We start from the raw sequence: 20,408 nt of genomic DNA, 5'->3' as shown, positions 1-20,408 counted from the left end.
CTGCCCGTCACCCGGTGCCAGGCCAGGGGTTCACCGGGTTGCCACCTTGTGCAATCTTAACCCACAGGCGCACCTTCCGCTCATTTAGTCCTTATCTATACGGCTGGCAACCGCGCCCTGTTGGCCTTTGTACTTGGCATCCTGGCGGCTGTTGTAGGGGCGGGCAGCGGGGCCTGAAAGCGGCTCAAAGCTTAACGCACCGATCAGCATGCCGGGACGCAGCGCCAGCGGCAGCTTACCTGAGTTATAGAACTCCAGGACGATGCGCCCCTGCCAGCCGGGATCGATACGGTGTGCGGTAACGTGAACCATCAAACCCAGCCGCGCCAGTGACGAGCGGCCGTCCAGCCAGCCGACCAGATTGTCCGGCAAGGTCACCGACTCCAACGTCACCGCCAGCGCCAGTTCACCCGGATGCAGAAAGAACGCATCACCTTGCGGCAGGACAATCTCATCGCTCATCACGCGATCCAACGCCGCGCTGACCTCATCTTTAGGGCCGCTCAAATCGATAAAAGCAGCGGTATGGCCACGGAAGGTGCGGAACTGGTTACCCAGGCGCACATCAACGGTCGCACCATTAATGCGCTCTACAGGCGGGCGCGGATCGATACCCAGCTTGCCATTGTCGAGCCAGGCTTCAATATCGCGGTCACATAGTCTCATTCAGGATCTCCGGCTGGCGCTTCGATTATTCAAAGAACTGATTTATTTTCGCTTTCAGGATATCGATGGCAATACGATTTTTGCCGCCGCGCGGCACGATAATATCGGCGTATTGCTTGGAGGGTTCGATAAATTGCAGGAACATCGGCCGCACCGTTTTCTGGTACTGTGCCATCACCGAGTCCATCGACCGCCCACGCTCGTTGACATCACGCTTCATACGGCGCATCAGGCAAATATCGAGCGGGGTATCAACGAAAATGGAGAAATTCATCTCCTGGCGCAAGCGAGCATCGGTCAGTAGCAGGATCCCTTCCAGGATAATCACCTTCTTCGGTTCAAGGCGAAGGGATTGCCTGGTACGGGTATGCTCGACATAACTGTAAACCGGCAAATCGATAGCCTTGCCTGCTTTCAGCATCTGCAGGTGCTGTAAAAGCAGGCTATGATCCATGGCGCTTGGATGGTCGTAATTGGTTTTGACCCGCTCTTCCATGGTCAGATGACTCTGATCTTTATAATAGGCATCCTCGGGGATCACACCAATATTTTCATCACCGACACGCTCGCGAACTTCACGATATAGCGTACTGGCAATAAGACTTTTTCCCGAGGCGGATGCGCCTGCGATACCTACGATGACGCACTGATGCGACTTGTCAGCCATATTTCAAAGACCTGGTTCTGAGACAATATAAAGGGTAAGTATTCCCTGTTAATTTCCGGATACAGCATGGCCTCATCAGGCCGTCCACCTGAACTCGGTAAAGTCAGATGAGCGGGCAAATGATAGCAACCAACACATCTGCAGCTGAAAATATAAAGGGCACAGCGGCGCAATTATAAGGAGTAACCCCTTATGATGCCAGAAAAAAGCACCTTCGCCTTTTCAGACTTTACCCTTAGGCGGCAATCGCTTTCACCGCTAAACTGGGCAACAGAAAACAGTTATAAGGAATTAGTGTGTTCTGGCCTCTTATCCACTTTCTTACCTATTTGGGTGACAGCATGTTGCTGCTACCCACCGCCCTGATCATTGCGTTGTTGCTGTTCTGGAAGAGTGACGATGAACGCAGCGCCTGGTACTGGCTACTGACATTTTGCACGGCCGGCGCGCTGGCCAGCCTGTCTAAAATCGCTTTCATGGGTTATGGCATCGGCAGCGCCCGTTTCAATTTTACCGGTTTCAGCGGCCACAGTGCCATGTCCGCAACCCTGTGGCCAGTGATGCTGTGGTTAATGAGCGCTCGCCTGAGCGGAGGGTGGCGTCGTGTCGCGATAATCATCGGCTATTTCATTCCTTTGTGCGTCGGTGTTTCACGTTTGGTACTCCACTACCACTCAGACAGTGAAGTCATCAGCGGATTATTACTCGGCTTTACCTTGAGCAGCGTTTATCTGATTGGCCAGCGCCATAATTCTCGCCGCACTATCCCCACGACACAACTGTGCCTTGTGCTGATCGTCCCCTTACTGCTGATTAGCCAGGGGCGCAAAGCCACCACTCAGCAATTCCTTCAGCACATTTCTGCGCAGATTGCCGGCATTGAACAGGCCTGGACGCGTGAGAAATTACTTAAACTATCCCAGTAAACGGCGGGCGTGGTCGGCTTTGCGTCTATTAATACCGTCACCCACCTCAAGGCCGTGGCCGGCTAATCGTCGGGCGAAGCAGCAAAAGGCATCCTCCTTTGCTCCGCACGGCTAACCCTTTTCTCAACGCGGTTGAGAGCGTCGCTGAGCGGTTATTGGCACGCTGAAGCCGCTGGTGCTTGCACGGCCTGCACTCTCAGGCTAAAGTCCTCCCTTTTTTTCACACTCAGCGGAGGAAACGATGTTTATCGGTTTCGACTACGGAACGGCAAACTGCTCTATTGCCAATATGGAGAACGGCGCACCCAGGCTGCTGCCGTTAGAGCAAGGCTCGCCTTATTTACCTTCAATGCTGTGTGCGCCAACCCGCGATGCGGTAAGTGAATGGCTGTTCCGTCATCATCAGGTGCCAACTCCGCAGGCAGAAAATCAGGCGCTGCTACGCCGCGCTCTGGCTTTCAACCGTGAAGAAGATATTGATGTCCTGCCCGGCAGCGTCAAATTTGGTCTGGCTTCGCTGGCACAATACATGGATGACCCGGAAGAAGTCTGGTTTGTAAAATCGCCTAAATCCTTCCTCGGTGCCAGCGGTTTAAAGCCACAGCAGGTGGCCTTTTTTGAAGACCTGGTCTGCGCCATGATGTTGCATATCCGTCAGACGGCGGAAAACACGTTAAATGACAGCGTCACTCAGGCGGTGATTGGGCGACCGGTAAACTTTCAGGGGCTGGGTGGCGATGAGGCCAACCGTCAGGCCGAGGGCATTCTGGCGCGCGCCGCCAGCCGTGCAGGGTTTAAGGAAGTGGTTTTCCAGTTCGAACCGGTGGCGGCCGGGCTGGACTTTGAAGCCACGCTGGGCAAAGAAAACCGCGTGCTGGTGATCGACATCGGCGGGGGGACCACCGACTGTTCCATGCTGCTGATGGGGCCGCAGTGGCACGATAAGGCCCATCGCGCGGACAGCCTGCTGGGCCACAGCGGCTGCCGCGTCGGCGGTAACGATCTGGACATTATGCTGGCGTTTAAGGAACTGATGCCGCTGCTGGGCCTGGGCGGGGAAACCATAAAAGGCACCGGGCTGCCTGCCCTGCCGTGGTGGAATGCCGTGGCGATCAACGATGTTCCGGCACAAAGCGACTTCTATGCCACCGCATCGCGCAAGCTGTTGCAGGATCTGATCCGCGATGCCGCCGAGCCGCAGAAAGTGCAGCGGCTGCTCAAGGTGTGGCAACAGCGTCTTGGTTATCGCCTGGTACGCTCGGCAGAAGAAAGCAAAATTGCCCTGTCACAGCGCAGCAGGGTTCTGACCGCGCTGGACTTTATTGATAACGGTCTGGAAACCGAGATTAGCGTGGCGGGATTAGAAGCGGCTATCAGCCAGCCGCTGGAACGCATTCAGGAGCAGGTGTCGCTGGCGCTGGCCACCAGCGGCACTCGTCCCGATGTCATTTACCTGACCGGCGGCAGCGCCAAATCTCCGGTTCTGCGCGCCGCGCTGCAACAGCAGCTACCGCACATTCCGCTGGCCAGCGGCGATGATTTCGGTTCAGTGACCGCCGGTCTGGCACGTTGGGCGCAGGTGATGTTCAGATGATCGCCTCCGGGCGGGGCTTGGCAGCAGCCACCCATCGCTTTTAATAACGGCTCGCATCCGATAGCAGGCGCAGATCCTCATCCTTCAGCTTCAGCACGGCGGCCTTCGCCAGCTCATCAACCTGTGCCAGCGACGTGGCGCTGACGATAGGCGCGGTGATCCCCGGGCGTGCAATCTGCCACGCCAGCGCAACCTGGGTCGGTGAAGCGTGATACGTTTCGGCCACCTGCACCAGCGCGTCAACAATTTTCAGCCCGCGCTCATTCAGATATTGATCAACCACGCCCTGGCCACGGGCGCTCTTCGCGGCATCCTCTTTGATACGGTATTTACCACTCAGGAAGCCGCTGGCGAGTGAATAGTAATTAATCACGCCCAGCCCGTGTTCAATAGCGACCTGCTCAAGGCCGCTCTCATACCCGGCGCGATCGTAGAGATTGTATTCCGGCTGCAAGGTTTCATAGCGTGCCAACCCCTGCTCTTCACTGATTTGCAGCGCTTCACTCAGGCGTTCAGCCGAATAATTAGAAGCGCCGATAACCCGCACTTTACCCTCTTTAACCAGCGCGTCGAACGCGCCCAGCGACTCCCGCAACGGCGTATCTTCATCGTCGCGGTGGGCCTGATAAAGGTCAATATAGTCAGTTTGCAGGCGCTTCAGGGAGGCTTCCACCGCCTGACGAATATACTTCGCCGCCAGCCCGGTTTTACCGTTTCCCAAATCCATACCGACTTTGGTGGCGAGGATAATCTGGTCGCGCTTGCCGCTGTGCTTCAGCCAGTTGCCGATAATCGTTTCTGACTCGCCGCCCTGGTTGCCGGGCGCCCAGCGCGAATAAACGTCGGCCGTATCGATAAAATTCAATCCTTTCTCCAGCAGTGCGTCGAGCAGAGAAAACGACGTCTTTTCGTCGATAGTCCAGCCAAATACATTGCCGCCAAAGGTCAGGCGCGGAACCTGAATAGCGGAACGGCCCAGCGGGCGCAGTTCTGAATGACTCATGATGATTCTCCTGATGAGAAGTGGATGGCGCAGTGGATAAGACTAGCAAACATCATTCAGCGCGCTGCGGTGATTTGTAGCAAATCATTTGCAAATATTGAATTTTCTCTACGCGACAGCCCGCATCTGAGCCGTTATCCTTATTTCCTTCATTTTTCAGCGCTTGAAATTCGCTATCCTTACCCGCCTTGAGGCTGGTCCCTTATCCCGCCCAGCGCCCTGCATTAATTTCACGGAGAGCAGTACACAGGATGAAAATACCCCGCCGTTTCCCTCTTATCGCCATGACGATCGCCGCCATGTTGGCCGCTGCCGCGCTTTACGGGTGGTACAGCCACAGTAGGGCATCCACGGCGCAAACCCGCCAGGGTTCAGAACAGCAGCGAGCCAGCGCACAGCACGCGGGCGATAGACCGCTGCCGGTGCAGGCCGCTGAGGCAGTACATCAGAGCGTGCCGCAGTATCTCTCCGGGCTGGGCACGGTGACCGCTGCCAATACCGTGACGCTGCGCAGCCGGGTTAATGGCGACCTGGTCGCCCTGCATTTTAACGAAGGACAAGAGGTTACAGCCGGACAGCTGCTGGCTGAGATCGATCCGCGCCCATACGAAGTGGCTTTAATGCAGGCCGAGGGGCAGCTGGCGAAGGATCGGGCAACGCTGACCCATGCACGGCGCGACCTGGCGCGTTATGAAAAACTGGCGCAAACCCAGCTGATTTCTGCTCAGGAGCTTGACACCCAGCGCGCGCGCGTCAGTGAAACGCTCGGCACGGTCAAAGCGGATGAAGGCAGCGTGGCCAGCGCCAGACTCAACCTGTCCTATAGCCGCGTGACCGCCCCCATCTCCGGTCGGGTCGGTTTGAAACAGGTCGACGTTGGCAATTATGTCAGTAGCGGCGATAGCAACGGCATGGTGGTGATTGCCCAGACTCATCCTATCGATCTGGTCTTCAGCCTGCCGGAAAACGATATTGCCAGCATCCTCAGTGCACAGAAAAACGGCCAGCTGCCGGTGGAAGCATGGGATCGCAGCAACAAAAAACGGCTGACCCAGGGCGTGCTGCTGAGTATGGATAACCAGATTGACAGCACTACCGGCACCGTTAAGCTGAAAGCGCGCTTTGATAATCGGGACGACCGCCTGTTCCCTAACCAGTTTGTCAACGCACGCCTGAAGATCGGCACGCTGCAAGAAGCCATTGTCATCCCGACAGCCGCATTGCAGATGAGCAACGAGGGTCATTTTGTCTGGGTGATTAACAGCGACAATCAGGTCAGCAAAAAAACCGTTTCGCCCGGCCTGCAGGATAGCGAGAAAGTGGTGATCGGCGACGGGCTGGAAGCCGGCGAGAAAGTGGTGACCGACGGCATGGATCGCCTGACCGATGGCGCACAGATAGAAGTGGTGCCCCCCCAGGCCACGCCGCCCGCCGGCAAAACCGCCCTGCCCGCCACGGGAGCCAGCCACTGATGCAGGTTATGCCCCCATCGCCCGGCGGCGGTCCGTCACGTCAGTTTATTCTGCGGCCGGTCGCCACCACGCTGCTGATGATCGCCATGTTACTCGCCGGCATCATGGGCTATCGCGCCCTGCCGGTTTCCGCCCTGCCGGAAGTGGATTATCCCACCATCCAGGTGGTCACTCTGTACCCGGGTGCCAGCCCGGACGTGGTGACCTCGGCGGTCACCGCCCCGCTGGAGCGCCAGTTCGGGCAGATGTCCGGCCTGAAGCAGATGTCCTCGCAAAGCTCCGGCGGTGCCTCGGTGGTCAACCTGCAATTCCAGCTAAGCCTGGCGCTGGATGTTGCCGAACAGGAAGTACAGGCGGCGATCAACGCCGCCACTAACCTGCTGCCGGGCGACCTGCCCAATCTACCGGTTTACAGCAAGGTCAATCCCGCCGACCCGCCGATGATGACGCTGGCCGTCACCACCACCAGCATGCCCATGACCCAGGTGGCCGATATGGTGGAAACCCGCGTGGCGCAGAAGCTATCTCAGGTTACCGGCGTAGGCCTGGTGACGCTTTCCGGCGGGCAACGCCCGGCGGTACGGGTGAAACTGAACGCGCAGGCGCTGGCCGCGCTCGGCATCACCAGCGAAACGGTGCGCAGCGCGATCGGCAGTGCCAACGTGAATTCGGCAAAAGGCAGCCTCGATGGCCCGGAACGCTCAATTACCCTGTCCGCCAACGATCAGATCAAAACCGCTGAAGGCTATCGCCAGCTAATCATCAGCTATCAAAACGGATCGCCGGTGCGCCTCGGCGACGTGGCAACGGTAGAACAGGGAGCGGAAAACAGCTGGCTGGGTGCCTGGGCCAACCGCCAGCCGGCCATCGTGCTGAACGTACAGCGCCAGCCGGGAGCCAATATCATTGCTACCGCCGATAATATCCGTCGCCTGCTGCCGTCGCTAACCGCCTCGCTGCCGAAATCGGTCGAGGTTAAGCTGCTGAGCGACCGCTCCACCCATATCCGCGCCTCGGTGCGTGATGTACAGTTCGAGCTGCTGCTGGCGCTGGCGCTGGTGGTGATGATTATCTACCTCTTTCTGCGTAACGCGGCGGCCACGCTGATTCCGGCGGTGGCGGTACCGCTGTCGCTTATTGGCACGTTTGCGGCGATGTATTTCCTCGGTTTCTCGGTCAACAATCTGACGCTAATGGCGTTGACCATCGCCACCGGCTTCGTGGTCGATGACGCCATTGTGGTGGTGGAAAATATCTCACGCCATCGCGAAAAGGGCGAGAAACCGTTGGCGGCGGCGCTGAAGGGAGCGGGCGAAATCGGCTTTACCATTATTTCACTGACTTTCTCGCTGATTGCGGTGCTTATTCCGCTGCTATTTATGGGCGATATCGTCGGCCGCCTGTTCCGCGAATTTGCTGTCACTCTGGCCGTGGCGATCCTGATTTCGGCGTTTGTCTCACTGACGCTGACGCCGATGATGTGCGCCCGAATGTTAAACACCGGGTCAGTGCGCCAGCAGAACCGCTTCGCGCGCGCCAGCGAAGCGCTGTTTGACCGCGTCATTGCCCGTTATGGCCGCCTGCTACAACGCGTGCTTAACCACCCCTGGCTGACGCTCGGCGTGGCGCTTGCCACCCTGGCCATCACCGTACTGCTGTGGGTCACCATCCCGAAGGGGTTTTTCCCCCTGCAGGATAACGGCATCATCCAGGGTACGGTGCAGGCGCCACAATCGGTCTCCTATGCCAATATGGCACAGCGCCAGCAGGCGGTGGCCTCGGTTATCATGAAAGACCCGGCGGTACAAAGTCTGACCTCGTTTGTCGGCGTTGACGGCAACAACCAGGCGATCAACAGCGGACGGCTGCAAATTAACCTGAAACCACTGGATGAGCGCACCGACCATATCACTGAAGTGATGGCTCGCCTGCAACAGCAGGTTGCACGGCTGCCCGGCATCCAGCTCTATCTGCAGCCGGTGCAGGATTTGACCATTGATACCCAGGCCAGCCGCACCCAGTACCAGTTCACCTTACAGGCCGGCTCGCTCGACGCGCTTAGCCTGTGGGTACCTGAACTGCTGGCGGCGCTGCAGGGTTTGCCTGAACTGCGGGACGTGAGCAGCGACTGGCAGGATCGGGGGCTGGAAGCTTACATTCGCGTTGACCGTGACAGCGCCAGCCGCCTCGGCATTTCGCTGGCCGATGTGGACAATGCGCTGTATAACGCCTTTGGCCAGCGGCTGGTATCCACCATTTTTACTCAGGCAAGCCAGTATCGCGTGGTGCTGGAACACGACACGGCGGCCACGCCGGGGCTGGCGGCATTGCAGAGCGTACGGCTGAAAAGCAGCGACGGCGGCAGCGTTCCCTTTAGCGCCATTGCCAGCGTTGAACAGCGTTATGGTGCACTGAGCATTAATCACCTCGACCAGTTTCCGTCCACCACCTTTTCGTTCAACGTCAGCGACAACGCTTCGCTGGAACAGGCGGTGGATGCCATTAGCCTGGCGCAGCAGGATCTGGCGATGCCAGCAGATATCATCACCCGGTTCCAGGGCAGCACGCTGGCCTTCAAGACGGCGCTTTCCAACACCGTATGGCTGATCGTCGCCGCCATTGTGGCGATGTATATTGTGCTCGGCGTACTGTATGAGAGCCTTATCCACCCGGTGACCATCCTTTCTACCCTGCCTACCGCCGGTGCAGGTGCGCTGCTGGCGCTGATGATCGCCGGTAGCGAGCTGGATGTGATCGCCGTCATCGGTATTATTCTGCTTATCGGCATAGTGAAGAAGAATGCCATCATGATGATCGACTTTGCGCTGGCAGCTGAGCGTGACCACGGAATGACGCCATATGAAGCCATTTACCAGGCCTGCCTGCTGCGCTTCCGCCCCATCCTGATGACCACGCTTGCCGCGCTGTTTGGCGCGCTGCCGTTGATGCTGAGTCACGGAGTGGGTGCCGAACTCCGGCGTCCGCTCGGCACCGCCATGGTCGGCGGGCTGGTGGTCAGCCAGGTGCTGACGCTGTTCACCACGCCGGTGATTTACCTGCTGTTCGATCGCCTGGCGCGGGCTGCCCGCCGTCGTCTGCCGGCACGGGGGGCAGAGTGAAATTCTTCTCGCTGTTTATTCATCGCCCGGTTGCCACCTGTCTGCTGGCGCTGGCGCTGGTGCTGGCCGGGTTTCTTGGCTTGCGCATGCTGCCGGTCGCACCGCTGCCGCAGATGGACTTCCCGGTGATTGTGGTCACCGCCTCACTGCCCGGCGCTTCGCCGGAAACTATGGCCTCCTCGGTCGCCACGCCGTTGGAGCGGGTGCTGGGGCGAATTGCCGGCGTCAGCGAAATGACCTCCAGCAGCTCGCTCGGCAGTACCCAGGTGGTGCTGTTGTTCGACTTCGATCGCGATATTAATGGCGCGGCGCGCGATGTGCAGGGCGCGATTAACGCCGCGCAAAGCCTGTTGCCCAGCGGCATGCCGCGCCGCCCGAGCTATCGTAAGGTCAATCCGTCCGATGCGCCGATCATGATCCTGACGCTCACCTCGGATGATCATTCGCCGGGACAGCTTTATGACTATGCTTCCACGCAGCTGGCGCAACGACTGGCGCAAATCGACGGCGTCGGCGATGTCACTGTCGGCGGCAGTTCGCTGCCGGCGGTGCGCGTCGACCTCAATCCCCAGGCGCTGTTTAATCAGGGCGTCTCGCTGGATGCGGTGCGTACCACCATCGCCAATGCCAACGTGCGTAAGCCCCAGGGAGCCATTGAGGATCATCAACAGCGCTGGTGGCTGAAAACCAATGATGAGCTGCATACCGCCGCCGAATACCGGCCGTTGGTGATCCATTATCACCACGGTGCGGCGGTACGATTGCAAGATGTCGCCACCGTCACTGATTCGGTGGAGAATGTGCGCACCGCCGGGATGTCCAATGCACGTCCGGCGGTGCTGGTAGTTATCCGCAAGTCACCACGGGCCAATGTCATCGCGACCATTGACCGCATACGCAGTGAAGTGCCACAACTGCGTAAAAGCATCCCTGCCGCCATTCAACTTGAGATCGCCCAGGATAGCTCTCCAACCATCCGCGCTTCACTGCATGAGGTAGAACAGTCGCTGGCCGTTTCCGTCGGGCTGGTTGTCCTGGTGGTGTTTGCCTTTCTGCGATCCGGCCGCGCCACGCTGATCCCGGCCATTGCGGTGCCGGTTTCGCTGATCGGCACCTTTGCCGCCATGTACCTGTGTGGCTTCAGCCTGAATAATCTGTCGCTGATGGCGCTGACCGTGGCCACCGGATTTGTGGTTGATGACGCCATCGTGGTGCTGGAGAATATCTCGCGCCACGTTGAAGCGGGTCTCAAACCTTTGCAGGCCGCGCTGCTGGGGGTGCGTGAAGTGGGCTTCACCGTGGTAGCAATGAGCGTCTCGCTGGTCGCCGTGTTTATTCCGATGCTGATGCTTGGTGGGATAATCGGCCGCTTCTTCAAGGAATTTGCTATCACGCTGTCGGTGTCGATTGCCATCTCACTGGTGATATCACTGACGCTGACGCCAATGATGTGCGCCCGGCTGTTACGCAGCACGGCACCGCGCCAGCAGCCACGCCTGCGTGGCTTCGGCCGGATGCTGGTGGCCATTCAGCAGGGCTACGGCCGTGCGCTGCACGGGGTACTCGACCATGCGCGCTGGGCGCTTCTGGTGTTTGTCGCCACCCTCGGCCTGACGATGTACCTGTTCGTTTCCATACCAAAAACCTTTATGCCGGAACAGGACACCGGGCGGCTGATGGGCTTTATTCAGGCCGACCAGAGCATTTCATTCCAGGCGATGCGCGGCAAGGTGGAACACTTTATGCGCATCGTTCATGCCGATCCGGCAGTGGAAAGCGTGGTGGGCTTTACCGGTGGCTGGGAAGCCAATAGCGGGGCCATGTTTATTGTGCTAAAACCGTTATCCACACGCAGCGATAATGCTCAGCAGGTGATTGCCCGCCTGCGCAGCAAGCTGGCGAAAGAAGCGGGAGCCAGCCTCTGGCTGAGGGCCGTACAGGATCTGCGGATCGGGGCGCGTCAGTCTAATGCCGGATATCAGTACTCGCTGCTGTCCGACAGCCTCGACGATCTGCGCCAGTGGGAACCCAGGATACGCCGTGCTTTTGCTGCCCTGCCTGAACTGGTGGACGTGAACTCTGATCAGCAGGATAAAGGAGCCGAAATGGCCCTGACCTATGACCGTACCAGTATGGCGCGGCTGGGCATTAACGTTGCCGACGTCAACGGCCTGCTCAACAACGCCTTTGGTCAGCGCCAGATTTCCACCATTTATCAGCCGCTCAACCAGTACAAGGTGGTGATGGGGGTCGATGCGCGTTACGCACAGGATATCAATGCGCTGAACCAGATGTATGTGATTAACCGCCAGGGCCTGCCGATCCCGCTGTCATCCTTTGCCAGCTGGCAGCCGGCTAATGCGCCGCTTTCGGTCGAACACGAAGGATTGTCGGCCGCCTCGACCCTGTCGTTTAACCTGCCGGAAGGCGTTTCACTGTCACAGGCCGCTGCCGCCATTGACCGCAGCGTGACCGCGCTCGGCGTGCCTGCCAGCGTGCGCGGCAGTTTTTCCGGCACGGCGGCCGTCTTTGAGCAGACGCAGAGCAGCCAGCTGTGGCTGATCCTCGCGGCGATTGCCACGGTGTATATCGTGCTGGGTATGTTGTATGAAAGCTATGTTCATCCGTTAACCATCCTCTCCACCCTGCCTTCGGCGGGCATGGGCGCGCTGCTGGCGCTGAAGCTGTTTAACGCGCCCTTCAGCCTGATTGCGCTGATCGGCATTCTGCTGCTGATTGGCATCGTCAAGAAGAATGCCATTATGATGGTCGACTTCGCCCTGCAGGCTCAGCGCCAGGGCGGGATGTCGGCGCGCGAGGCGATATTTCAGGCCAGCCTGCTGCGTTTCCGTCCGATCATCATGACCACGCTGGCGGCGATGCTCGGCGCACTGCCGCTGGTGCTAAGCAGCGGCGACGGCGCGGAATTGCGCCAGCCGCTGGGTATCACCCTTGTTGGGGGGCTGGTAGTGAGCCAGCTATTGACGCTGTTCACCACGCCGGTAATCTATTTGTATATGGATAAACTGCGGCGCAAACCCCGGCTGCAGCCGGTGCAAGAGGAAAGCTGATAGCATGTTGGCAAAAATCCGTATCGGCATTACCGCCAAGCTGTTCGCCGCCATTTTTTCTACCTGTATGCTGGTGTTGATCACCATGCACTGGGGAGTGCGGCTGAGTTTTGAACATGGCTTTATTGACTATATCAAGCGCGGCAACGAGCAGCGGCTGATTTTGCTGGCCGATGCGCTGGGTGACGAGTACCAGCAGCACGGTAGCTGGGACTTTCTGCGTAATAACACCAAGCTGGTTTATAACATCCTGCATTCTATGGAGCAAAATCCGGACGCCAGTACGCAGCTGCCGCCACACGGCTGGCGCACGCCGTTCTGGGTTATTGACCAGCAATCGCAAATCATGATCGGGCCGCGCATGCCGCTGCCGCCGGAAAGCTCGCGGCGGAGTATTATCAGCAACGACGGTACGGTGGTGGGCTGGGTGATCGGCTCGCCCCCTGAACGGCTGACGCGAAGTGCCGACATCAACTTTGACCAGCAGCAAAAACGCACCAGCTGGATGATTGTTGGCTTGACAATGCTGCTTGCCGCGCTGGTCACCTGGCTGATGTCTCGCGGGCTGCTGGCTCCGGTTAAACGGCTGGTCGCGGGCACCCATCATCTTGCCGCCGGGGATTTTACCAGCCGGGTTGAGGATTCCAGCCGTGATGAACTGGGCAGGCTGGCACAGGACTTTAACCGCCTGGCCAGCACGCTGGAAAAAAACGAGAGCATGCGGCGCGCCTTTATGGCCGATATCTCCCACGAGCTGCGCACCCCGTTGGCCATCATGCGCGGCGAGCTGGAAGCCATTCAGGATGGGGTACGTGAATTGACCCCGCAGTCGATTATCTCCCTGCAGGGCGAGGTCGCCACCCTGACCAAGCTGGTGGATGATGTGCATCAGCTGTCGTTATCCGATGAAGGCGCGCTGGCCTATCGTAAAAGCCAGACCGACCTCGTACCGCTGCTGGAACTGGTATCGGGCAACTTCCGTCACCGTCTTGCGCAGCACCCGCTGACGTTAACGCTGGATCTGCCGCCGCATGCCGCCCAGTTCGGCGACGCTGGCCGGCTGATGCAGCTGTTTACCAACCTGTTCGAAAACAGTCTGCGCTATACCGATCCCGGCGGCAGTCTGCATATCACCTTACTGCGGCATTCACACGGCAACGTGCTGCACTTTGATGACAGCGCACCGGGTATCAACGATCGGCAGCGGGCAGATATTTTTGATCGCTTCTACCGGGCGGACGCTTCACGCAACCGTGCCAGCGGCGGGTCCGGGTTGGGGCTGGCTATCTGTCAGAATATTGTCGAAGCCCATGACGGCACTATCACCGCCGATCACTCCGCTGCAGGAGGCGTGAGAATTACGATACACTTACCGTATAAAACTCATTGAACCGGGCTGATGAAATGAACCAGGTCCCTGCCACTCCGCTGATTTTGATCGTCGAAGACGAGCCGAAACTCGGTCAGCTGATGATCGACTATTTGCAGGCTGCACACTACCGCACCCATCATCTGCTACGCGGGGATGAAGTGGTCGATTGGGTGAAACACCATACGCCCGACCTGGTGCTGCTGGACCTGATGCTGCCAGGAATGAATGGGCTGTCGGTATGCCGCGAGCTGCGCCGTTTTTCCGAGTTGCCGGTAGTGATGGTGACTGCAAAAATCGAAGAGATCGACCGCCTGCTCGGGTTGGAGATCGGCGCAGACGACTATATCTGTAAACCCTTCAGCCCGCGTGAAATGGTGGCACGCGTCAAAACCATCCTCAGGCGCTGCCGGCGCGAAACGGACGAGGCGCTCAATATTTCACCGCTGCTGATCGATGAAAAACGCTTTCAGGCCAGCTGGGATGATAAACCGCTCGATCTCACCCCGGCCGAATTTCGCCTGCTGAAAACGCTGGCGCAGCAGCCGGGCAAAGTGTTTTCGCGCGAACATCTGCTCAATCATTTATATGATGACTATCGGGTGGTGACCGACCGCACCATTGACAGCCATATCAAAAACCTGCGCCGTAAACTGGAGTCACTGGATGCCGAGCAGCCGTTTATACGTGCGGTGTACGGCATCGGCTATCGCTGGGAAGCAGATGGCTGTCGCTTGATTTAGATCAGCGTTTCCTGACAGCCCCGCTTTACCATCTGCGCCCAGCACGGGCCATGCGCTCACCTGGCGAGTCATTCACGGCTGATACCGCATTTCGCTGTAGCCTCTGTCCCTCATCACTATTTCGGACCTGATATCAAGACTGAGACATTATGGTTAAACCGGAACGGCTTTCTCGGCCGCAACGATGATGCCGCATCAGGGAAGCCGTTTAACGCCAATCTGCTGACCACGCTGGCAGGACTGGCGCATCGTGGCTATACCGAAGGTTATTTGTGCCGCCCCAGGCAACGGAATTTACAAAAAAAGTTTCGTCAGGTGATTAATTTTAGAATGCGATCACAGTAATACGCTCAGTTTCCTGCCAAGATGCACAGGCTCCTAACAATTAAATCCAAATAGCATAATCATCTGTTCTGAATCATGTCTGTAAAGGCATGCAGGATGAACGATCCTCGTCACATCTTAGGCCCACACGGCTCCCCCGTGCGGGTCATTTCTTTTTCCGCCGTACCTGACCGGACATCCCTTTACCATCGATGCAACACAACAGCGACCTGTCGCCGCAACGACTGCATTCCCGATTGGTGAATAAATGGAACCTTTGTTGACATTTTTCCACTTAGCGTTTTTAAGACAACTAAAGGTTTTCTATGCGCAATAAAGAGTTTCACTCTCTTTGTCGATCCATCACAAAGGTATATCAGCCGGCAACATCCCCGCCCGCACACCAGGATGATGACGTCTATCGCCTGACTTTCGACCATGATTTAAGTATGCATTTGATCGGTACGCAGCCTGGTTATATCAATATCGTTGCAACATTCCCGGCGCCAGAGGTCTGGTTTGCTCCCGATGGAATGGAATCCCTGCTGGCGGAAAACAGCTTTTCACTGACACATCCGGCGGTCATTTTCGGCATGGACAGCAAAAGGAAAAAGCTGGTTATCTCCACTCGCCAGCCTTTAAACGAGCTGAAGGAAGAAAGCGCAGTCAAACTGTTCCAGAAAATTTTTCATCTGGCACACGGAATGTACCGTGGGGACGCCACACAACCCAAGTAACTGACCGCCAACAATAAACAATCCCTCAGGGCAGTAAAAAAAACCGTTGACGGTATAGCCTGATTTTGTTGCATGAGATTGATTTGAATTTTTAAACACCAACGGGAGAACCCATGCCAAATTTCCGCATATTCGGAGGAAGCTCATCCTCCGCCTCTTACAATGCCATTGTTGAAAATTATGAAACCGACAGCAAAGTTCACGAAACGCACAACGCAAGTTCATTAGGACTGTCAGGCTATCAGCATCGTGAAGTTGTGGTGAGTTCAGGAACCATGTCTGCGCTTGCCGATGCCAGCTGGGCTAATCGCGTGGTGAAAAATGTGCTGCCACATGGTGCAGGCAACCAGCAACACTCTATTCGCGCCACATCAGGAGAGAGTTGGGCGAGGATGCACCTCGGCTACGAAAAATACTCGGGAGGTGGGATAACCAATCACCTGAAGCGTGCACAAAAATTCCAGGGGGGTAACTGTTCAGTCCATGCGTCAGTCGCAGCGGCGGCGCTGAAAAGCAAAGGCGTCGATCGGCCAATTTGCCGCATGCGTATTCGCCTGCCGGAAGATAACAGTCACGAATTTGTCATGCTCGGCGATCACCGCGACTCGCATTACGGGGAACGCAATACGGTAGTGGTCGATGCCTGGCCCCAGCATCCCAGCGCCAGCACCCTTGACCAGACGGTGTTGCATGACGCAAGCAGGGGGACGCACATGGCGCTGACCGACCTGATGGGTCAATACCGTAATGAAACCTGGGATGTGTCTGATACGGCCAGCCGCAGTGATATGGCCTTATTACGTGATGTTAAAGTACTGAGCAGTGATAAGTTGCAGAAAAAACTGCGGGAACAGGGATTACCTGCCCTTCATTCCTCCGATCTGGTGAGTCACGCGCTAAACGATGACTCCTTCGGCTCGTTCGATGTCCGGGTTAATACAGATCCCAGCACCACTTACACCCGTGACAGTCAGTACTATGGCAGAAGCTTCGATTATCTTTTCAACGACCATCACTGATGCTGAAAAAGAGGCGATGAAAAGTCCCTGACGCGGCTGCGGCGGCTGTTGCCACGCATAAATTCCCGCCCGGCAAAAAGGCGTAATCCAGGAGTTCCATTTCTCCTGGGTTACTCAACGGCGGCAAGGTATGCTATAGATTGATGCAAACGGCAATTGCCTTCAGGGATCAAAATATGGAAACACATTTAGTAACGCTGGCGATTTTAAACGGCAAAAACGCGGGCAATGAAGAGCTGCGCCAGGCCATTTCTACCCTGCGTGAAGAGGGATTCAGTCTGGAAGTGCGCGTCACCTGGGAACATGGTGACGGCGAGCGCTACGTACGCGAAGCGGTAAGACTTAACGCAGCCACGGTGATTGCCGCCGGCGGTGACGGCACGATTAATGAGGTCGCCACCGCGCTGGCGGGGATCGCGCCGGAACATCGTCCGGTGCTGGGGCTGGTACCGCTCGGCACCGCCAACGATCTCGCCAGCAGCGCGGGAATTCCGCTGGAGATGGAAAACGCCCTCAGACTGGCGATACTCGGCAAAGCAACGCCCATCGATCTGGCACGGGTTAATCAGGATCGCTACTTTATTAACATGGCGACCGGCGGATTTGGCACGCGCATTACCAGTGAAACGCCGGAAAAACTGAAATCGGCGCTCGGTGGTGTCTCCTATCTTATTCATGGCCTGACGCGCATGGATACGCTGAAAGCGGACAGCTGCACGCTGGAAGGGCCGGATTTTCACTGGCAGGGTGACGCGCTGGTGATCGGCATCGGTAACGGGCGACAGGCCGGCGGTGGTCAGCGCCTGTGCCCGACCGCACTGATCAACGACGGCAAACTGGCGCTGAGCATCGCCCCTTCACAGGATCTGCTGCCCACGCTGATGCACAAACTGACCCGTGGTGGGGACGACAATCCTAACCTGGTTTCCGCATCCCTGCCGTGGTTGACCATCCGCTCCCCGCACGAGATGACGTTTAATCTCGACGGCGAGCCGCTTAGCGGCACCGAGTTCCATATTGAAGTGCTGCCCGCCGCTTTGGAATGCCGTTTGCCACCCTCCTGCGAACTGCTGGCATAATCTGTTACTGACATCGCGCTTTGTAGCCCTGCATGGCACGCCCGGCGTTTGTACCCCCGCCGGGCAAACTCATATGTTCTCGCTATCGCTGGTCACCTACCACCACTGATAAAAATGATGAACCGGCCCCTGTCCGTGGCCAACCTCCAGCGAATCCGCCTGCGCCAGCGCGCCCTGTAACCACTGTTTGGCTGCCTGTACCGTGTCTGCCCAGTTATCATGGCGTGGGCGCAGCGCCGCCAGCGCCGCCGACAGCGAACAGCCGGTGCCGTGCGTATTGCGCGTGGCGATGCGCGGCGTACTGAAGCGCTGCTCGCCTTCCGCCGTAAACAACCAGTCAGGGCTTTCCGAATCGCTAAGATGGCCTCCCTTCAACAGGACTGCCCGGCAGCCCAGCGCCCGTAGCGCCCTGCCCTGTTGCCGCATTTGCGTTTCATCTCCTGCCGGGGCGCAGTCGAGTAATGCCGCCGCTTCAGGCAAATTTGGCGTGATCAGCGAGACCTGCGGCAGCAGCCGTTCACGCAGCGTGGCGACAGCCCCGTCGCTAAGTAACGCATCACCGCTTTTCGCCAGCATCACCGTATCCAGCACCACCCAGGGCGCGCTGGTTTTTTTCAGCCGCTGCGCCACCACTTCGACGATGTCACTGTCCGCCAGCATGCCGATCTTGATCGTGTCAATGCGCACGTCAGACAGCACCGAATCAAGCTGCGCACCGACAAAATCAGCATCGATGCGCCTCACCGACTGTACGCCGGTGGTGTTTTGCGCCACCAGCGCGGTGATCACGCTGGTGGTGTAAACGCCCAGCGCGGAGAACGCTTTCAAATCGGCCTGAATGCCCGCCCCCCCGCTTGGGTCAGTGCCGGCAATGGTCATGGCATTAATACGTTTCATGCCCGCGCCTCCGCATCCAGCTGATACAGCGCATCCAGAAAGGCCGGGATAAAGCTGCCAGGCCCCCGCGCCTGTGCCGCAGCACGTTCCCCGGCAAGAGAAACCAGCCGGCAGGCGCTGGCGACATGCGTCAGGCGGTCGCCCGACAGTGCGGTAAAACCGGCCACCACCGCCGACAGCGCGCAGCCGGTGCCGACCACGCGCGTCATCAGCGCAGAGCCACCGTTAACGCGAAGTACCCGCTGGCCGTCAGTGACGAAATCCACCTCGCCGCTGATGGCCACCACTGCCCCACTTTTCTGTGCCAGTAAGATGGCGGACCTGATGGCCGCATCCGACGCATGCAGGCTGTCGACGCCGCGTCCGCTGACGGGCTGCCCGGCCAGCGCCATCATCTCAGAAGCGTTACCGCGAATGGCGGCAGGTTTAAGCGAAAGCAATCGCTGACAAAAACGCGTGCGGAAATCCAGCGCACCGACCGCCACCGGATCCAGCGTCCAGGGGCGCCCGGCAGCTTTAGCGGACGCTATCGCCGCCAGCATCGCCTCGCTACGCCCGCGTGTCAGCGTACCGACATTGACCAGCAGCGCATCGGCTATTGCGCTGAACTGCGCGGCTTCTTCACCATCGATAACCATCGCCGCAGACGCGCCCAGCGCCAGCAGCACGTTAGCGGTAAAGGTTTGCACCACATCGTTGGTCATACAGTGAATGAGCGGAGGTTGCTGGCGAAACAGGGTCAAAGAACGGGCCACGTCGGCGTGGCGAAGGGCTTGAGGTTGGATCATTTCTACTCCCAACCGGCGATCAAGAAGGCGATGCCGGTTGGGCATCTGACTTCCCTCCGCTGGCATTATCCAGTTCAGGTTCAACGGGTTTTTCTCAGCCGGTTCCGGTGAAGGAACGGCACCCCGAGTCATTGGTCATGCTTATCAGTGAATCAGCATAGGGAAGTGACTGGCCGAAGGCAAGCAGCAAACCGGGCTATCCGGGTCAGGCTACCTGACCACTGCCGTGCTGTGACGCTGAAATAGAGGGTAAGACCTGAAGTATCAGGCTAACAGCCTGAAATCACATCGAGTGATGTCTTATCTGACGTTGGCGGAGAATGTGCTGCAACGCTTGCGCCTGACGCGGGCTGAAAAGATGAATGACGATCTGTTAGATTCAGGTGATATACACATCGTCATTCATTGTTAACTGCACGCTATGTGAAAAAATTTGCCATGTTAATCAAGTCGATGTTTATTCTCTTTGACGTACGGGTGGAACTCAGAATGTTTGAGCCGGGCCTGCTGAAGCTGGGCTTTACGCTCCGTACCCATGGTTCTGAGCGTTTCCCGATTCATAGCCGTTTCCCGCTTATCGACTTTCCTCGCGTGGTAGTTCATTTCGTGATCTTCGGAAAAATTGACGTAGTTATGATCGCTGATTGGCATATCAATACCTTTATTCAGTAAATTGATAAAATTAGCTACAAACTACAGGCCTGTAAGATTTATCTTACCTCATAAAGAAAAGTTATCTCTGCCCTTTTAATGAAAAGATGATCTGGAACAAAAAATGCTGATGCGAGTATTCAAAGCTTATCAAGGCGGATTCTTGTTCTCAGCGGGTTAACATCGTGAGCTATGCTGGCGGATAAACACCATCGTCAGGGCCAGGCACCAATGCTGAAAACGCATTTTAGCCAGCCGCCGTCGCGCAACCCAGCCCTTTGAC

17 protein-coding genes, 1 pseudogene and 1 riboswitch are annotated in these 20,408 nt (G+C 57.6%); of the genes and pseudogenes, 13 read left to right on the top strand and 5 right to left on the bottom strand.

Annotated features, from left to right (window positions below):
- Positions 1-84: 84 nt before the first annotated feature.
- Complete coding sequence (dcd, locus tag EPYR_RS07000; RefSeq protein WP_012667703.1) at positions 85-666, bottom strand: dCTP deaminase; 582 nt, start codon at positions 664-666, stop codon at positions 85-87.
- Positions 667-691: 25 nt separating this feature from the next.
- The gene (gene udk / locus EPYR_RS06995; protein ID WP_012667702.1) at positions 692-1,333 is read right to left on the bottom strand and encodes a uridine kinase; all 642 of its coding nucleotides are present in this window, start codon (positions 1,331-1,333) and stop codon (positions 692-694) included.
- Between the two features lie 296 nt (positions 1,334-1,629).
- Here udk and EPYR_RS06990 point away from each other — a divergent pair, with 296 nt between their 5' ends.
- Together EPYR_RS06990 and yegD are read left to right on the top strand one after the other, a co-directional pair.
- Positions 1,630-2,259, top strand: coding sequence for a phosphatase PAP2 family protein (locus EPYR_RS06990; protein ID WP_012667701.1), 630 nt, complete (start codon positions 1,630-1,632; stop codon positions 2,257-2,259).
- A gap of 241 nt (positions 2,260-2,500) precedes the next feature.
- A complete protein-coding gene (gene yegD / locus EPYR_RS06985) occupies positions 2,501-3,853 on the top strand; it encodes a molecular chaperone (RefSeq protein ID WP_012667700.1) in 1,353 nt (450 codons plus the stop codon).
- A 40-nt stretch (positions 3,854-3,893) separates the two neighbouring features.
- Here the strand turns inward: yegD and EPYR_RS06980 are convergent, their stop codons facing one another.
- Complete coding sequence (locus EPYR_RS06980; protein WP_012667699.1) at positions 3,894-4,856, bottom strand: aldo/keto reductase; 963 nt, start codon at positions 4,854-4,856, stop codon at positions 3,894-3,896.
- On the opposite strand from EPYR_RS06980, the gene EPYR_RS19085 reads away from it, so the two are divergent.
- The 9 genes from EPYR_RS19085 to yegS all read left to right on the top strand — a co-directional run bounded on the left by EPYR_RS19085 (position 4,848) and on the right by yegS (position 17,789).
- Entirely contained in the window at positions 4,848-5,048 is a 201-nt protein-coding gene (locus tag EPYR_RS19085; RefSeq protein WP_012667698.1) for a hypothetical protein, read from the top strand. The genes EPYR_RS06980 and EPYR_RS19085 overlap by 9 nt on opposite strands.
- A gap of 59 nt (positions 5,049-5,107) precedes the next feature.
- Entirely contained in the window at positions 5,108-6,328 is a 1,221-nt protein-coding gene (locus EPYR_RS06975; RefSeq protein ID WP_012667697.1) for an MdtA/MuxA family multidrug efflux RND transporter periplasmic adaptor subunit, read from the top strand.
- Positions 6,328-9,447, top strand: a complete 3,120-nt coding sequence (locus EPYR_RS06970; protein ID WP_012667696.1) for an MdtB/MuxB family multidrug efflux RND transporter permease subunit — start codon at positions 6,328-6,330, stop codon at positions 9,445-9,447. The genes EPYR_RS06975 and EPYR_RS06970 overlap by 1 nt, the downstream gene beginning before the upstream one ends.
- Complete coding sequence (mdtC, locus tag EPYR_RS06965; RefSeq protein WP_012667695.1) at positions 9,444-12,518, top strand: multidrug efflux RND transporter permease subunit MdtC; 3,075 nt, start codon at positions 9,444-9,446, stop codon at positions 12,516-12,518. The genes EPYR_RS06970 and mdtC overlap by 4 nt, the downstream gene beginning before the upstream one ends.
- Before the next feature lie 4 nt (positions 12,519-12,522).
- On the top strand, positions 12,523-13,908 hold the full coding sequence (baeS, locus tag EPYR_RS06960; RefSeq protein WP_012667694.1) for an envelope stress sensor histidine kinase BaeS: 1,386 nt from the start codon (positions 12,523-12,525) through the stop codon (positions 13,906-13,908).
- Positions 13,909-13,922: 14 nt separating this feature from the next.
- Entirely contained in the window at positions 13,923-14,630 is a 708-nt protein-coding gene (gene baeR / locus EPYR_RS06955) for an envelope stress response regulator BaeR (protein ID WP_012667693.1), read from the top strand.
- A 650-nt stretch (positions 14,631-15,280) separates the two neighbouring features.
- Positions 15,281-15,691, top strand: coding sequence for a CesT family type III secretion system chaperone (locus EPYR_RS06950; RefSeq protein ID WP_012667692.1), 411 nt, complete (start codon positions 15,281-15,283; stop codon positions 15,689-15,691).
- Between the two features lie 113 nt (positions 15,692-15,804).
- The gene (locus EPYR_RS06945; RefSeq protein WP_012667691.1) at positions 15,805-16,710 is read left to right on the top strand and encodes a hypothetical protein; all 906 of its coding nucleotides are present in this window, start codon (positions 15,805-15,807) and stop codon (positions 16,708-16,710) included.
- Positions 16,711-16,886: 176 nt separating this feature from the next.
- The gene (gene yegS, locus EPYR_RS06940) at positions 16,887-17,789 is read left to right on the top strand and encodes a lipid kinase YegS (protein WP_012667690.1); all 903 of its coding nucleotides are present in this window, start codon (positions 16,887-16,889) and stop codon (positions 17,787-17,789) included.
- Between the two features lie 96 nt (positions 17,790-17,885).
- On the opposite strand, the gene thiD is transcribed toward yegS, so the two are convergent.
- Both thiD and thiM read right to left on the bottom strand, forming a co-directional pair.
- On the bottom strand, positions 17,886-18,686 hold the full coding sequence (gene thiD / locus EPYR_RS06935) for a bifunctional hydroxymethylpyrimidine kinase/phosphomethylpyrimidine kinase (RefSeq protein WP_012667689.1): 801 nt from the start codon (positions 18,684-18,686) through the stop codon (positions 17,886-17,888).
- Positions 18,683-19,474: a hydroxyethylthiazole kinase gene (gene thiM / locus EPYR_RS06930; protein ID WP_012667688.1), complete on the bottom strand. Its 792-nt coding sequence runs from the start codon at positions 19,472-19,474 to the stop codon at positions 18,683-18,685. Before thiM ends, thiD begins: the two co-directional genes overlap by 4 nt.
- Before the next feature lie 34 nt (positions 19,475-19,508).
- Positions 19,509-19,610, bottom strand: a riboswitch (TPP riboswitch).
- Positions 19,611-19,730: 120 nt separating this feature from the next.
- Here thiM and EPYR_RS21510 point away from each other — a divergent pair.
- Positions 19,731-19,886 (top strand): annotated as a pseudogene (locus EPYR_RS21510) (hypothetical protein); the annotation flags it as partial.
- Between the two features lie 11 nt (positions 19,887-19,897).
- The gene (locus tag EPYR_RS20880; RefSeq protein ID WP_187298254.1) at positions 19,898-20,146 is read left to right on the top strand and encodes a hypothetical protein; all 249 of its coding nucleotides are present in this window, start codon (positions 19,898-19,900) and stop codon (positions 20,144-20,146) included.
- The last annotated feature ends 262 nt before the right edge of the window (positions 20,147-20,408 follow it).

The organism is Erwinia pyrifoliae DSM 12163 (assembly GCF_000026985.1).
Taxonomy (GTDB): Bacteria; Pseudomonadota; Gammaproteobacteria; order Enterobacterales; family Enterobacteriaceae; genus Erwinia; species Erwinia pyrifoliae.
The sequence above is the reverse complement of the archived record's forward strand: the minus strand, read 5'-3'. Positions and strand labels throughout refer to the sequence as shown.

Excerpts from the sequence above, each read along its gene's own strand:
- udk (WP_012667702.1), bottom strand. The coding sequence starts at position 1,333 with ATGGCTGACAAGTCGCATCAGTGCGTCATCGTAGGTATCGCAGGCGCA.
- thiM (WP_012667688.1), bottom strand. The coding sequence starts at position 19,474 with ATGATCCAACCTCAAGCCCTTCGCCACGCCGACGTGGCCCGTTCTTTG.
- EPYR_RS06975 (WP_012667697.1), top strand. The coding sequence starts at position 5,108 with ATGAAAATACCCCGCCGTTTCCCTCTTATCGCCATGACGATCGCCGCC.
- baeS (WP_012667694.1), top strand. The coding sequence starts at position 12,523 with ATGTTGGCAAAAATCCGTATCGGCATTACCGCCAAGCTGTTCGCCGCC.
- yegD (WP_012667700.1), top strand. The coding sequence starts at position 2,501 with ATGTTTATCGGTTTCGACTACGGAACGGCAAACTGCTCTATTGCCAAT.
- yegS (WP_012667690.1), top strand. The coding sequence starts at position 16,887 with ATGGAAACACATTTAGTAACGCTGGCGATTTTAAACGGCAAAAACGCG.
- EPYR_RS06950 (WP_012667692.1), top strand. The coding sequence starts at position 15,281 with ATGCGCAATAAAGAGTTTCACTCTCTTTGTCGATCCATCACAAAGGTA.
- EPYR_RS06980 (WP_012667699.1), bottom strand. The coding sequence starts at position 4,856 with ATGAGTCATTCAGAACTGCGCCCGCTGGGCCGTTCCGCTATTCAGGTT.
- EPYR_RS06970 (WP_012667696.1), top strand. The coding sequence starts at position 6,328 with ATGCAGGTTATGCCCCCATCGCCCGGCGGCGGTCCGTCACGTCAGTTT.
- dcd (WP_012667703.1), bottom strand. The coding sequence starts at position 666 with ATGAGACTATGTGACCGCGATATTGAAGCCTGGCTCGACAATGGCAAG.
- EPYR_RS06945 (WP_012667691.1), top strand. The coding sequence starts at position 15,805 with ATGCCAAATTTCCGCATATTCGGAGGAAGCTCATCCTCCGCCTCTTAC.
- EPYR_RS19085 (WP_012667698.1), top strand. The coding sequence starts at position 4,848 with ATGACTCATGATGATTCTCCTGATGAGAAGTGGATGGCGCAGTGGATA.
- thiD (WP_012667689.1), bottom strand. The coding sequence starts at position 18,686 with ATGAAACGTATTAATGCCATGACCATTGCCGGCACTGACCCAAGCGGG.
- baeR (WP_012667693.1), top strand. The coding sequence starts at position 13,923 with ATGAACCAGGTCCCTGCCACTCCGCTGATTTTGATCGTCGAAGACGAG.